Origin of the sequence: Streptomyces tyrfis, from assembly GCF_037034285.1 — a bacterium.
In the GTDB taxonomy this organism is placed as follows: Bacteria; Actinomycetota; Actinomycetes; order Streptomycetales; family Streptomycetaceae; genus Streptomyces.
This window is the reverse complement of sequence record NZ_JBAGJZ010000087.1, coordinates 1-14,078: the sequence shown is the minus strand read 5'-3', so window position 1 is coordinate 14,078 and position 14,078 is coordinate 1. Positions and strand designations below refer to the sequence as shown.

The window sequence follows — 14,078 nt, the reverse complement described above, 5'->3', positions numbered from 1 at the left end:
CGTTCCCGCGCCCGGACGGCCGGGGCGGCCGGCCCGTGCGCCGGGTGCGCGCGTGCCGTACGGGGGAGAGGCGCGGGCGTGCGGGAGCCCGGAGCGCGGGCGTGCGCGGCGCTCCCAGTGGTCCAGGCGGTCCAGCCGGAGCCGGGCGCGCGGCGGGTATTCGGGGCGTGGATCCGGGGCGCGGGAAGGCTCACCGCGTGGGCGCGGGCGTGCGCGGCGCTCAGCCGCAGCCGCAGCTCGCGCGGCGGACCACGGAGACCGGCAGCATCAGCGACACCGGTTCGCGCTTGCCGTCGCCCAGTCGCTGTACCAGCAACTCGACGGCCTGCTCGCCCAGTTGGCGGATCGGCTGGCGTACGGTGGTCAGCGCCGGGCGGACGATCCGGCTCAGCGGGATCCCGTCGAAGCCGGTCACCGCGATGTCCTCCGGGATCCGCACCCCGCGCCGCTCCAGGGCGCGCAGTGCGCCCACCGCCATCTGGTCGTTGGCGAACAGCATGGCCTCGGGGCGTTCGGCGTCCCGGTCCAGCAGCGCCTCGGCGGTCCGAGCGCCCTCCGCCTGCGTCATCAGCTCGGCCCGCAGGTCCGGCGCGTCCGGCACCGGGAGCCCGGCGTCGCGGCACGCCTCCCGGAAGCCGCGGAACCTGGCCTCGGCGTCCGGCGACTCGACCCCACCGCCGACGAAGGCGAGCCTGCGCAGCCCGTGGTCCTCGATCAGATGCCGGGCCAGCTCGCGTTCCCCGTCGGCGTTGGCGACGACGACGTGGTCGAGGTGATCGATCTCGCGCGGCCCGGCGAGCATCACCACCGGCAGCCGCCGCGAGATCACTTCGAGGTCCTCGGTCGGCACCGTCCGCGCCAGCACGGCGAAGCCGTCGACCCGGCCCGCCACCTTCGCGACGCTCTCCGGTCCGCCCTCCATCGACGCGGCGATCAGCAGCGCGTACCCGTGCCGGCGCGCCGCCCGTTCCATGCCGCGGATGATCTGGTCGGAGTAGAGCATCACCGCGTCGTCGGCGTCGCTGTCCGCCTCCGCGTCGGCCTCGGCGTCCGGGTCGGCCATGTCGGGGAAGCAGAGCCCGAGCACGCCGGTGGTCCGGCTGGCCAGGCCCCGGGCGTTGCCGCTGGGGACGTAACCGAGCTGGCGGGCGGCTTCGAGGACCCGTTCGCGGGTCTGGGCGCGCACCGAGTCGGGGGTGCGGTAGACCCGGGAGACCGTGGCAATGGAGACGCCCGACCGCTCGGCGACGTCGTACACCGTTGGGGCGCTCACTCGACCGACCGTCCGCTTCTTCTTCCGTTCCCGGACCCCGCCGCAAGCGGGTGTCCGGCCCTCTGCTGAAAGCGCATTCACCCTAGATCGCGGGCCATGTGACGGGCAAGAGCGCCCCAAGAAAAGACAGGTAGCCTTGCAAGGCGGCCTGCACATCTTCTACGTTGCGACCATGTCCGAACCGACCGCGAACCCGCCCGGCGAGCCGATCGGGACCCCGCTCGGCGAACCGGCTGCGAACCCGCCCGGCGAACCGGCCCCGGAGCAGCTCGCGTCGCACCTCACCGCCGTGATCGGCCGGCTGCTGCGGCGACTGCGCACCACGTCCTCCGACAGCCTGCTCACGCCGACGCAGCGAGCGGTGCTGAGCCGGCTGGACCGGGAGGGCCCGGCCACCACGGCCGCGCTGGCCCGGGCGGAGTACGTGCGCCCGCAGTCGATGCGGCTCACCCTCGGCGCGCTGGAGGCCCAGGGGCTGGTCGAGCGGGCGCCGGATCCGGCCGACGGCCGCAAGTCGGTGATGTCGATCACCGACACCGGCCTGGCGGTGCTCGCCGCCGTCCGGGCCGCCAAGAACGACTGGCTCGCCGAGGCCATCGCCGCCGAACTCGACGGCGAGGAGCGCCGCACGGTCGCCGAGGCCGCGGACCTGCTCGACCGGCTGGTCGGGAAGTGAGCGGGGGCGGCATGCCCGCCCGCTCCCGAATCCCGCCCGCTCCCGAATCCCGCCCGCTCGCGAATCCCGCCCCGCCCCGATCCCACCTCACCGCACAAGCGCACAGGAGCGCCCCATGACCGCCACCACCCTGGACCCGAACACCGCACTGGTCGTCGTCGACCTCCAGAAGGGCATCGTCGGCCTGCCCGCCGTCCGGCCCCACCCCGCCGCCGACGTCGTCGCCCGCTCCGCGGCGCTGGCCGACGCCTTCCGGGCCAAGGGGCTGCCGGTCGTCCTGGTCCGGGTCGTCGGCGGCGCCCCCGGCCGTACCGAGGGGCAGGCCGCGCGCGGCGGGCGGCCGCCCGCCGACTGGGCGGAGATCGTGCCCGAACTCGGACCCCATGACGGCGATGTGGTCGTCACCAAGCACACCTGGGGCGCGTTCCACGGCACCGACCTCGACCTCCGGCTCCGCCGTCGGGGCGTCACCCAGGTCGTCCTGACCGGGGTGGCGACCAGCATCGGCGTCGAGTCCACCGCCCGCGCCGCCCATGAGCACGGCTACCACGTCACCATCGCCACGGACGCGGTCACGGACATGGACGCCGACGCCCACCGCAACAGCGTCGAGCGGATCTTCCCGCGCCTGGGCGAGACGGACACCACGGCCGCGATCGTCGGACTGCTCGGCGGCTGACCGCCCCGGGGCCGGGCCCGCTGCGCCGCCCGAGTGAGCTTCGGACGGTCTCGCGCCGTGTCTCCGCCGCCTCCCGGACGTATGCGTTTTCAGTGGATGAACAGAATCAATGTGATCAACTGCATAAGCCACTCAAAACGCATAATCCGGCCCGTCTCGGTGCGGGTGGGTCGGGCCGGCCCCGGAGGTAATCAGCCATGTCCCACGTCGGCGTCCCGCGGGGGACGGCCCGAAAGCGCCGCTCGCTCGCGTTCCTCACGACGGGCCTGCTGACGCTCCCCGTACTGGCCGGCTGTACCTCCGACGACGGCGGAACGCCGGCGCCCGGCGCACCCCAGGACATCGCGGCGACGAGCCGCGGCGCGGTCGCCGCGGGCGGCACGGTCCACTGGGCGATCGACGCCGTGCCCACCACCTTCAACGCCTTCCAGGCCGACGCCGACGGCTCCACCAGCCGGATCACCGGGGCCCTGCTGCCCACCCTCTTCCCGCTGGACGCCCAGGGCAGGCCGCAGCTGAACCGCGACTACCTGGAGTCAGCGAAGGTGGTCGCGCGCGAGCCCCGGCAGGTGGTGGAGTACCGGCTCGTCAAGCGGGCGGTGTGGAGCAACGGCCGGAAGATCGGCGCGCCCGACTTCATCGCCCAGTGGCGGGCCCTCAACGGCGCGAACTCGGCGTTCTGGACCGCGCGCAACGCCGGCTACGACCGGATCTCCAAGATCGAGCGCGGCAGCGGCGACCACGAGGTCCGGGTCACCTTCGCCAAGCCGTACGCGGACTGGCGCTCGCTCTTCTCGCCGCTGTACCCCAAGGAGGTGACCGGCTCCCCGAACGCCTTCAACGACGGGGCGCGGCTCTCCCTCAAGGCGACGGCCGGCCCGTTCCGGCTGCGCGACGTGGACAAGGCGGCGGGCGAGGTCACCCTGGTCCGCGAACCGCGCTGGTGGGGCTCGCCGGCCAAGCTCGAATCACTGGTCTTCCGCGCCGTCAAGCCGCAGGACCGGGCCCAGGCGCTGACCGAGCACAAGGTCGAGATCGCCGAGATCGACGCCGCCACCGCCCACCGGATCGCGCAGGCCCGGGACGGCGGCAGCCAGGGACAGCCCCCCGCCCACGGGCCCGCCACCGACAGCGACCCGGCCGCCGCGATGCGTTCCTGGGCCGTGGCGCACGGCTCGAACGAGACGGAGGCGGCGGGCGCGCGGGCGGCCAGGGAGCGGGCCCGGACCGCCGCCGAGACCTACGCGGCCGAGCAGAGCAGGCTGCGCGCCTTCGTGGTCCGCAAGTCGCTGGAGCCCGCGTACACCCAGCTCGCGCTGAACGGCTCGTCCGGGCCGCTGTCCGACGACCGGGTGCGCCGGGCGGTCGCCCGGGCCCTGAACCGCCAGGAACTCGCCGACACCGTGCTGAAGCCGCTCGGCCTGCCCGCCGCACCGCTGGGCAGCCATCTGGCCCTGATGGGGCAGCCCGGGTACCAGGACGGCAGCGGCGCGCTCGGCAGCGCGGACCCGGAGGAGGCGCGGGCCCTGCTGGCCGACGCGGGCTGGACCCGTGAGGGCGCGGTCAGGAAGCCGGGCGGCGCGAAGGCGGGCAGCGAGGCCGAGAAGGCCGAGAAGAAGGACAAGGACGGCAAGGACGAGAAGAACGGCGAGCACGCCCACGGCGTGGCCGACGGGAACGCCGGGAACCCCGCCGCCGGGCCCAACCGCCGGGGCGACTCCGGCCGGGCCGACGAGGTGCGGACGGACGAGGGCGCGCCCGGCTCCGACGAGGGCCTGTACGCCGTCAGGGACGGCGACGGATCCGGCGGGGCGGACGGGTCCGGCGCGGCCCGCCAGATCCTCGCTCCCGCCCCCGCCGCCTCGGCCCACGGCGCCGCGCTGCTGCGGCAGGCCGGTCACCTGGCCCGTACCGGCGCCTCCGAGGAGGCCGCCGCCGGAGCCGCCGTCCACGACAGGCGCACCGGCGGCGCGGCCGGCGCGTACGCCCCCGCCGGCACCGCGGCCCCCGCCCCGGGCACCGCCCGCGGCCCGCTCGGCAAGGACGGCCAGACGCTGAACCTCCGGTTCGTCCTGCCGTCCGGGCCCGGGTCGGAGCCGCTGCGGGCCGTCGGCAACAAGATCGCGGCGATGCTCGACGCCATCGGCATCGGCACCTCGATCACCAAGGTCTCCGACGACACCTACTTCCGGGACCACATCGCCTCCGGCGACTACGACCTGGCGCTCTACTCCTGGCCCGCCACCGCCTATCCGGCGACCGACGACCGGCCGATCTTCGCCAAGCCGGTGCCCGCCGGGGACGGTTCGCTGACGGTCGAGCAGAACTACACCCGGGTCGGCACGGACCACATCGACCAGCTCTTCGACCAGGCGGCCGCCGAGCTCGACGAGGGCGCCGCCCGGGACCTGATGGCGCAGGCGGACGCCAGGATCTGGGCCGCCGCGGCGTCGATCCCGCTCTACCAGCGGCCGCAGCTCGTGGCGACCGACAAGAAGCTGGTGAACGTCGGCGCCTTCGGCTTCGGGACGCCGCACTACCAGGACATCGGCTTCAAGCAGGCGCAGCCCGCCGGGGCCCCGCCGAACCAGAAGCGGCAGCCGCCCGCCCCGGCCCCCTCGGGCTCCCCGGCCTCCCCGGCGCCCTCGGCCTCCCCGGACGCCTCGGACTCCCCGGCCCCCTCGGACGCCTCGGCCTCTTCCGACACCTCGGACACCTCGGACACCTCGGATACCTCGGATACCTCGGATACCTCGGATTCCGCGGACTCTTCGGAGTAGGCGCCCCCGAAAGCTCAGAACTGGCTCAATTCCCTTGCCCGCCGGATTCCCGGCGGGCAAGGTCGTGATCACCCGCTGACCCGGGTGGCCGCTCATTCCCCCCACCTCTGAGCCCCGCCCCGGAGCCCCGGCTCCCGGCCGGGCACAGGGTCCCCGCCGCTCCGGAGCCCCACCTCCGGGGTCGCCCAAGCCCCGTGTCAGACGTCCCACCGGGGACCGTGGCCGTGTCCTTCGTGAATTCCGTCGGAAGACATGGCCACGGTGTGACGAACGCGAGGCCGGCGCCGCGGCGGGGGCGGTCGCGCCCGCCGCGCGACCGCTGGGCAGAGGGGTGGGGCGCCCGCTCCGCCGGGGCGCGGCGCCGGTCCCGGAACCGGCGGTGATTCGCCGGGGAAGCCGTCGCCGCGTCGGCCCTTTACGATGGTGGGTAGCCGTGGCGCGTACGCCCGGCGGGCGTACGAGGCCCCGAGAGCGACTGAGACGCCTGGTCCCACGAACCGAGAGAAGCTCAAGCCACCCATGCCCACGCGCCATGACATCCGCAACGTAGCCATCGTCGCCCACGTCGACCACGGCAAGACCACCATCGTCGACGGCATGCTCAAGCAGGCCGGCGCCTTCGCCGCGCACCAGCTCGACTCCGTGGACGACCGCGTCATGGACTCGAACGACCTGGAGCGTGAGAAGGGCATCACGATCCTCGCCAAGAACACGGCGGTGAAGTACCACCCCAAGGACGGCGGGGACCCGATCACGATCAACATCATCGACACCCCCGGCCACGCCGACTTCGGCGGCGAGGTCGAGCGCGGTCTGTCGATGGTCGACGGCGTGGTGCTGCTGGTGGACTCCTCCGAGGGCCCGCTCCCGCAGACGCGTTTCGTGCTGCGCAAGGCCCTGCAGGCCCGGCTGCCCGTCATCCTGTGCATCAACAAGACGGACCGTCCCGACTCCCGCATCGACGAGGTCGTGAACGAGACGTACGACCTCTTCCTCGACCTGGACGCGGACGAGGAGCAGATCGAGTTCCCGATCGTCTACGCCTGCGGCCGCGACGGCATCGCCTCGCTGACCAAGCCGGAGGACGGCACCGTCCCGACCGACTCCACCAGCCTGGAGCCGTTCTTCTCGACGATCCTGCAGCACATCCCGGCCCCGCGGTACGACGAGGAGGCCCCGCTCCAGGCCCACGTCACCAACCTGGACGCCGACAACTTCCTCGGCCGCATCGCGCTCTGCCGCGTCGAGCAGGGCGAGCTGCGCAAGGGCCAGACCGTCACCTGGATCAAGCGCGACGGCACGATGGCCAATGTCCGCATCTCCGAGCTGCTGATGACCGAGGCGCTCACCCGCAAGCCGGCCGAGGTGGCGGGCCCCGGCGACATCTGCGCCATCGCCGGCATCCCCGACATCATGATCGGCGAGACGCTGGCCGACCCGGAGAACCCGATCGCGCTGCCGCTGATCACGGTCGACGAGCCCGCCATCTCGATGACCATCGGCACCAACACCTCCCCGCTGGTCGGCCGCGGCGGCACCGGCAAGGGCGCCGACAACAAGGCGGCCGTCAAGGACCGCAAGGTCACCGCCCGCCAGGTCAAGGACCGCCTCGACCGCGAGCTGATCGGCAACGTCTCGCTCCGCGTCCTCGACACCGAGCGCCCCGACGCCTGGGAGGTGCAGGGCCGCGGCGAGCTGGCGCTGGCCATCCTCGTCGAGCAGATGCGCCGCGAGGGGTTCGAGCTGACCGTCGGGAAGCCGCAGGTCGTCACCCGGGAGGTCGACGGCAAGGTCCACGAGCCCGTCGAGCGCCTGACCGTCGACGTCCCCGAGGAGCACATGGGCGCGGTCACGCAGCTCATGGGCGTCCGCAAGGGCCGCATGGACAACATGTCGAACCACGGCTCCGGCTGGGTCCGCATGGAGTTCGTCGTCCCCTCCCGCGGTCTGATCGGCTTCCGCACCGAGTTCCTGACGCAGACCCGCGGCACCGGCATCGCGCACTCCATCCACGAGGGCCACGAGCCGTGGTTCGGCACGCTGACCACGCGCAACAACGGTTCCCTCGTCGCGGACCGGTCCGGCTCCGTCACCGGCTTCGCGATGACCAACCTCCAGGAGCGCGGCGTCCTCTTCGTCGAGCCGGGCACCGAGGTGTACGAGGGCATGATCGTCGGTGAGAACTCCCGCTCCGACGACATGGACGTCAACATCACCAAGGAGAAGAAGCTCACCAACATGCGCTCCTCCACGGCCGATGTCGCCGAGTCGATCGTGCCGCCGCGCAAGCTCTCCCTGGAGCAGTCGCTGGAGTTCTGCCGCGACGACGAGTGCGTCGAGGTGACCCCGGAGGCCGTCCGCATCCGCAAGGTCAACCTGGACGCCCGCGAGCGCGCCCGGGCCGCCTCGCGCGCCAAGCGCTGACCGCCGCCCTCGGACGTCTCCGCCGGACTCGCCCGCCGGACCGGCCCCTTCGCGAACACCGCGGAGGGGCCGGTCCCTTTCGCGGCCGCGATCCGGCCCCGTCAGGCCCTTGACCCCGGCGTTTCCGTCACCCGTGGTTCCGGCCGCGTCGGGCGCACGCGGTCCTGCATTGGTGACTGGAAGTAAACGGCGCCGGCTGGAGGAGGGAAGGGAAGCGCATCTTCCGCAAGGTCACAACTCGATTTCTTCGATCAGGCGTCCGTATATCGACCGTCGCTCTCCGGAACATGTATTAACGGTCCGTTTCGGGGGTGTCTGTCTAGGATCGCTTTGTCCGTATTTCGGGTCTACGCGTGCGATTGATGTTGTCAAAACGAGACCCTTTAGGTGTGGTTTACGGCCCGGCGGTCCTTAATAGTTGGCTCGATGAGCTCGGGTCAATGGGTCACGCACTGTGGGGAGTGCCGACTCACGAGCACACTCGGGGCACTGAACGATCACCGTCAGGGGTGTCGGTGTATCACTCCAGTGCCCTTCTTGTAGTCAAAAGTGGACTCATGAGGAGGAAACCCATGCGTGGTGCCAAGAGCGCCAAGTGGGTCGCGGGAGCGGCAATCATCGCCCTGGCCGCGACCGCCTGTGGCGGCGGGGACGACAAGAAGGACAGCGCCGGTAAGGGGGGCGACGGCGGTACGTTCCGGCTCGGCATCACCGAGCCCGTTTCCATCGACCCGGTGAACTCCCAGGAGTCCGAGGGCATGCTCGTCGCCCGGGCTCTCTTCACCCAGCTGTACGACGTGGCCACGGACGGCAAGCTCGTTCCGAAGCTCGCCGAGTCCGGCACGTCCGAGGACGGCAAGACCTGGACGTTCAAGATCAAGGCCGGCACGAAGTTCACCAACGGTGAGCCCGTCGACGCCGAGGCGTTCATCCGCGGCTGGACCCGTGTCGCCGCGAAGGCGTCGGCCTCCGACGTCTCGTACCACATGGCCGGCATCAAGGGCTACGACGACCTCAAGGGCGGCAAGACCGACAAGTTCGCCGGTCTGTCCGCTCCGGACGCCAACACCCTCAAGGTCGAACTGACCGAGGTCGACTTCGAGTTCGACAAGAAGACCGCCCACGCGGCCTTCAGCCCGGTCCCGAAGGTCGCCGGCGCCGGTGACAACAAGAAGTACAACGACGCCCCGATCGGCAACGGCCCCTTCAAGATGGAGGGCAACTGGGAGCACAACAAGTCGATCACGCTCGTCCGCAACGACGACTACGGCCTGAACAAGGCCAAGCTCGACAAGGTCGAGATCAAGATCCTGAACCCGGCCAACAGCTCCCAGCTGGAGTACACGGGCTTCCAGTCGGGTCAGTTCGACTTCGCGCGTATGCCCACGCCGCAGCTCTCGGTCGCCAAGGCCAAGTACGAGCCGCAGGGCGAGTGGTACTCGGCCGAGTTCTCCGGCATCAACTACCTGGTCGTGTTCAACGAGAACAAGCCGCTGAACAACGCCGACGCGCGCAAGGCGATCTCGTACGCGATCGACCGCGAGGCCATCGCCAAGTCCGTCTTCCAGGGCATGCAGAAGCCGGCCACCGCGTTCCTGCCGCCGTCCTTCGCCGACACCTACCAGGCCGGTGTCTGCACCTCCTGCGTCAAGCAGGACAAGGCCAAGGCCAAGGAGCTCGCCGAGAAGGGCGGCCTGAAGCCGGGCACGACCATCAACTTCGGCTACAACACCGGCGCCGGCCACGAGGAGTGGGTCCAGGCCATCGCCGCGCAGCTGAAGGACGTCCTCGGCCTCAACGTCAAGCTGGACGGCAAGCCGTTCAAGGAGGCCCTGGCCGCGCAGCAGGAGAAGAAGGCCGACGGTCTGTGGCGTTCGGCGTGGACCGCCGACTACCCGACCGCCGACAACTTCCTCGCCCCGCTGCTGAGCACCGCCGGCATCGGTGAGGACAAGGCGACCGGCAAGGCGCAGGGCGACAACCGCGGTCGCTACTCGAACCCCAAGTTCGACAAGCTGCTCGACCAGGCCCGTTCCGAGAAGGACGCCGCCAAGCGCGCCGACCTGTACAAGCAGGCCGAGAAGATCGCGCTCGACGAGGACCAGGGTGTCATCCCGCTCTGGCAGCGTTCGCAGTACCGTCTGGTGAACACCAAGAAGTTCAGCAACTTCAAGATGAACTTCTTCGAGGACCCGGACCTCGCGGAGATCACGCTCAAGTAAGAGCCTTCTTCAGCAGGTAGGCGAAGGCCGTGGAGTCGGAGTAACTTCTTCGGCTTCCACGGCCTTCGCCCAGTACCGGGCGCACCCCTCTGACGGCGCCCGGCGGCGGCCGCTCTCCCGATCGGATGATGCCGCCCATCCCCACACTCAGTATGTGAAGGAGGCATCGTGGGCAGATATGTGATCCGCCGGCTCGGGCAGATGATCGTCGTCCTCTTCGGTGCGACCGTTGTTCTCTTCTGCTGTCTGTTCATCCTGCCCGGCGACCCCGTGGGTTCGCTCGGTGGCGACAAGGCCCGTGACCCGGCCGTCGTGGCCGAGCTCCGAGAACGTTACGGACTCAACGACCCGCTGCCGGTGCAGTACGGGCACTTCGTCCAGAAGCTGGCCAAGGGCGACCTCGGCGAGGACTTCACCCAGCGCCGCCCGGTGACCGAGATCCTGAAGCCGAAGCTCGCGAACACCGCCGAGCTGGCTATCGCGGCCATCGCCATCGACATCGCGATCGGCGTCTTCGCCGGCCTGATCGCCGCGCTGTTCAGATACTCGTTCTGGGACGTGTTGATCACACTGCTGACCACGTTGGCCGTCGGATTCCCATCCTTCATCATCGGTATGGTCCTGCAGAAGTTCTTCGTGGTGGACCTCCAATGGTTCCCGCTGATCTCCGACGGCTCCTTCAACTCCCTCGTCCTGCCTGCCTTCACGCTCGCGATCCTCGACGCGGCGCTGGTGGCGAGACTCATGCGCGGCACCATGCTGGAGGTGCTGCGGGCCGACTACGTCAAGACGGCCGTCGCCAAGGGCCTGCCCCGGCGCACGGTTCTCGTCAAGCACGTGATGCGCAACTCGATCATCCCGGTCGTCACCTACCTGGGCATCTCCTTCGGCAGCCTGCTCGGTGGTGCGCTCATCACCGAGGCGATCTTCAACTGGGACGGCATCGGGCTCGCGCTGGTGCAGGCGGTCCAGCAGCAGAACAACCCGATCATCATCGGCGTGGTGACCTTCGGCGTCGCCGTGTTCGTCCTGCTCAACCTGATCGTCGACCTCTTGTACGCGGTCCTCGACCCGCGCATCCGTCTCGCCTGATCCCAGGCAGCCCGTTCTAGGAGTCACACCCATGACTGAGCTCACCAAGAGCACAGCGGAGGCGGGGACCGCTCAGAAGGCGGCCGCTCCGGCCGAGGCCGAGCCGGCGATCGCCCGCGTCACCCAGTGGGGCGAGATCCGCCACCGCTTCATGGCCAACAAGCTGGCCGTGGTCGGCCTGGTGCTGGTCGTCCTGCTGTTCCTGACCGCGGCGCTGGCCCCGGTGCTGGCGCCGTTCGACCCGCTGGCGCAGAACCTCAACAACACTCTCCAGGCGCCGGGCGGCGACCACCTGCTGGGCACCGACGCGCTCGGCCGCGACCAGCTGTCGCGCATCATCTACGGCGCCCGCATCGCCGTCGTGATCGGTCTCGCCTCGATCTTCCTGGCCTGCCTCATCGGCATCGTCATCGGCGCCCTCGCCGGTTACTTCGGCAAGGCCGTCGACTCGGTGCTCATGCGCATCGCGGACGTCTTCTTCGCCTTCCCGCTGCTGATCGGCGCCATCGTCATCATCATCGCGATGGGCCGCGGCGTCGCCCCGGTGATCATCTCACTGGCGATCTTCTCCTGGCCGACCGTGTCGCGACTGCTGCGCAGCTCGATCCTGTCGGTCCGTGAGGCCGACTACGTGCTCGCCGCCCGGGCCCTGGGCGCCAGCACCACCCGGATCATCGTCCGGCACATCATCCCCAACTCCATCGCCGCCGTGATGGCGTACGCCGCCTTCAGCGTCGGCAGCGCGATCGTGGCCGAGGCCGCCCTGTCCTTCCTGGGCGTCGGCGTCAGCCCCGAGGTCGCGGAGTGGGGCAACATGCTGTCGGCCGCCAAGGACTTCCTCGGTGTGAAGGACTACCTGTGGGTGTACCCCTCCATCGCCATCGTCCTGACCGTCCTTGGTTTCGTTTTCGTCGGTGACGGGCTGCGCGACGCCCTTGATCCGAAGCTGCGCTGAGAGGGCGGCACCACGACATGACTACTTCACACGTCACCGCACAGGCACCGGACCGGCGCTCCGGCGACGCCGACGCCCCGGTCCTCGAAGTGCGCGACCTGCACGTCGAGTTCAAGACCCGCGAAGGCATCGTCAAGGCCGTCAACGGCGTCAACTACAGCGTTCGCGCCGGTGAGACGCTCGCCGTCCTCGGCGAGTCCGGCTCCGGCAAGTCCGTGACCGCGCAGGCGATCATGGGCATCCTCGACTCGCCCCCCGGACGGGTCGCCAAGGGCGAGATCCTCTTCCAGGGGCAGGACATCCTCCAGCTCCCGGAGAACGAGCGGCGCAAGCTGCGAGGCCCGAAGATGGCGATGATCTTCCAGGACGCGCTCTCCGCGCTGAACCCGGTCTACTCGGTCGGCAACCAGCTCGGCGAGATGTTCCGGGTCCACCAGGGCATGTCCAAGAAGGACGCCAAGGCCAAGGCCATCGAGCTGATGGACCGGGTGAAGATCCCGGCCGCCGGCAGCCGTGTCAACGACTACCCGCACCAGTTCTCCGGCGGTATGCGCCAGCGCATCATGATCGCCATGGCGCTGGCCCTGGAGCCCGACCTGATCATCGCGGACGAGCCCACCACGGCGCTCGACGTGACGGTCCAGGCCCAGGTCATGGACCTGCTGGCGGACCTCCAGCGCGAGTACAACATGGGCCTGATCCTGATCACCCACGACCTCGGCGTGGTCGCCGACGTCGCGGACAAGATCGCGGTCATGTACGCGGGCCGGATCGTCGAGCAGTCCCCGATCCACGAGCTGTACAAGCGCCCCGCGCACCCGTACACCCGCGGCCTGCTCGACTCGATCCCGCGCCTGGACCAGAAGGGCCACGAGCTCTACGCGATCAAGGGCCTGCCGCCCAACCTGCTGAAGGCGCCGTCCGGTTGTGCCTTCAACCCGCGCTGCCCCAAGGCGCAGGACATCTGCCGCACCGAGTCCCCGGCCCTGCTGCCGGTGACCGAGACGGACGGCACCGAGCTGGCCGGCCGCAGCAGCGCCTGCCACTTCTGGAAGGAGCAGATCCATGGCTGAGGACAGCAAGAAGGCCGACGCCGTGGACGCCACCCCCAACGTCACCGAGGTGGACACGGCCGACGTCGCCACCGAGGCGGAGGCGGTCGCCGCCCTCGACGCCAAGGTGGACCGGGGCGAGCCGATCCTTCAGGTGCGCAACCTGGTCAAGCACTTCCCGCTGACCCAGGGCATCCTGTTCAAGAAGCAGATCGGCGCGGTCAAGGCCGTCGACGGGGTCTCCTTCGACCTGTACCAGGGCGAGACGCTCGGCATCGTGGGCGAGTCCGGCTGCGGCAAGTCCACCGTCGCCAAGCTCCTGATGCTCCTGGAGACCGCCACCTCCGGCGAGATCTTCTACAAGGGCCAGGACATCACCAAGCTGTCCGGCAAGGCCCTCAAGGCCGTCCGCCGGAACATCCAGATGGTGTTCCAGGACCCGTACACCTCGCTGAACCCCCGCATGACGGTGGGCGACATCATCGGCGAGACGTACGAGATCCACCCCGAGGTGGCGCCGAAGGGCGACCGCCGCCGCAAGGTCCAGGAACTCCTGGACGTGGTGGGCCTGAACCCGGAGTACATCAACCGCTACCCGCACCAGTTCTCCGGCGGTCAGCGCCAGCGCATCGGCATCGCCCGCGGCCTCGCGCTCAACCCGGAGATCATCATCTGCGACGAGCCGGTCTCCGCGCTCGACGTGTCGGTGCAGGCGCAGGTCATCAACCTGATGGAGAAGCTCCAGGACGAGTTCAACCTCTCCTACCTCTTCATCGCGCACGACCTGTCGATCGTCCGGCACATCTCGGACCGGGTCGGCGTGATGTACCTCGGCAGGATGGCCGAGATCGGCACCGACGCGCAGATCTACGACCACCCGACGCACCCGTACACCCAGGCGCTGCTGTCCGCCGTGCCGGTGCCG

10 protein-coding genes are annotated in these 14,078 nt (G+C 70.3%); 9 read left to right on the top strand and 1 reads right to left on the bottom strand.

Features of this window, described 5'->3' with window-relative positions; translation table 11 throughout:
* Window positions 1-220: 220 nt before the first annotated feature.
* Entirely contained in the window at window positions 221-1,273 is a 1,053-nt protein-coding gene (locus tag WA762_RS34875) for a LacI family DNA-binding transcriptional regulator (RefSeq protein WP_335941606.1), read from the bottom strand.
* A 172-nt stretch (window positions 1,274-1,445) separates the two neighbouring features.
* Between WA762_RS34875 and WA762_RS34870 the strand changes: the two genes are divergently transcribed.
* The 9 genes from WA762_RS34870 to WA762_RS34830 all read left to right on the top strand — a co-directional run.
* The gene (locus WA762_RS34870) at window positions 1,446-1,949 is read left to right on the top strand and encodes a MarR family winged helix-turn-helix transcriptional regulator (RefSeq protein ID WP_335941605.1); all 504 of its coding nucleotides are present in this window, start codon (window positions 1,446-1,448) and stop codon (window positions 1,947-1,949) included.
* A 115-nt stretch (window positions 1,950-2,064) separates the two neighbouring features.
* On the top strand, window positions 2,065-2,628 hold the full coding sequence (locus tag WA762_RS34865) for an isochorismatase family protein (RefSeq protein WP_335941604.1): 564 nt from the start codon (window positions 2,065-2,067) through the stop codon (window positions 2,626-2,628).
* A gap of 197 nt (window positions 2,629-2,825) precedes the next feature.
* On the top strand, window positions 2,826-5,408 hold the full coding sequence (locus tag WA762_RS34860) for an ABC transporter family substrate-binding protein (RefSeq protein WP_335941603.1): 2,583 nt from the start codon (window positions 2,826-2,828) through the stop codon (window positions 5,406-5,408).
* A 519-nt stretch (window positions 5,409-5,927) separates the two neighbouring features.
* Window positions 5,928-7,832, top strand: a complete 1,905-nt coding sequence (gene typA, locus WA762_RS34855; RefSeq protein WP_335941602.1) for a translational GTPase TypA — start codon at window positions 5,928-5,930, stop codon at window positions 7,830-7,832.
* A gap of 572 nt (window positions 7,833-8,404) precedes the next feature.
* A complete protein-coding gene (locus WA762_RS34850) occupies window positions 8,405-10,054 on the top strand; it encodes a peptide ABC transporter substrate-binding protein (RefSeq protein WP_335941601.1) in 1,650 nt (549 codons plus the stop codon).
* A 168-nt stretch (window positions 10,055-10,222) separates the two neighbouring features.
* On the top strand, window positions 10,223-11,146 hold the full coding sequence (locus WA762_RS34845; protein ID WP_335941600.1) for an ABC transporter permease: 924 nt from the start codon (window positions 10,223-10,225) through the stop codon (window positions 11,144-11,146).
* Window positions 11,147-11,177: 31 nt separating this feature from the next.
* Window positions 11,178-12,101 carry an ABC transporter permease gene (locus tag WA762_RS34840; protein WP_335941599.1) on the top strand — a complete coding sequence of 308 codons (924 nt, stop codon included), beginning with the start codon at window positions 11,178-11,180 and terminating at the stop codon, window positions 12,099-12,101.
* Between the two features lie 17 nt (window positions 12,102-12,118).
* Window positions 12,119-13,174, top strand: coding sequence for an ABC transporter ATP-binding protein (locus WA762_RS34835; protein ID WP_335941598.1), 1,056 nt, complete (start codon window positions 12,119-12,121; stop codon window positions 13,172-13,174).
* On the top strand, window positions 13,167-14,078 hold a 912-nt coding region (locus WA762_RS34830), incomplete at its 3' end, for an ABC transporter ATP-binding protein (RefSeq protein ID WP_335941597.1). The genes WA762_RS34835 and WA762_RS34830, both read left to right, overlap by 8 nt.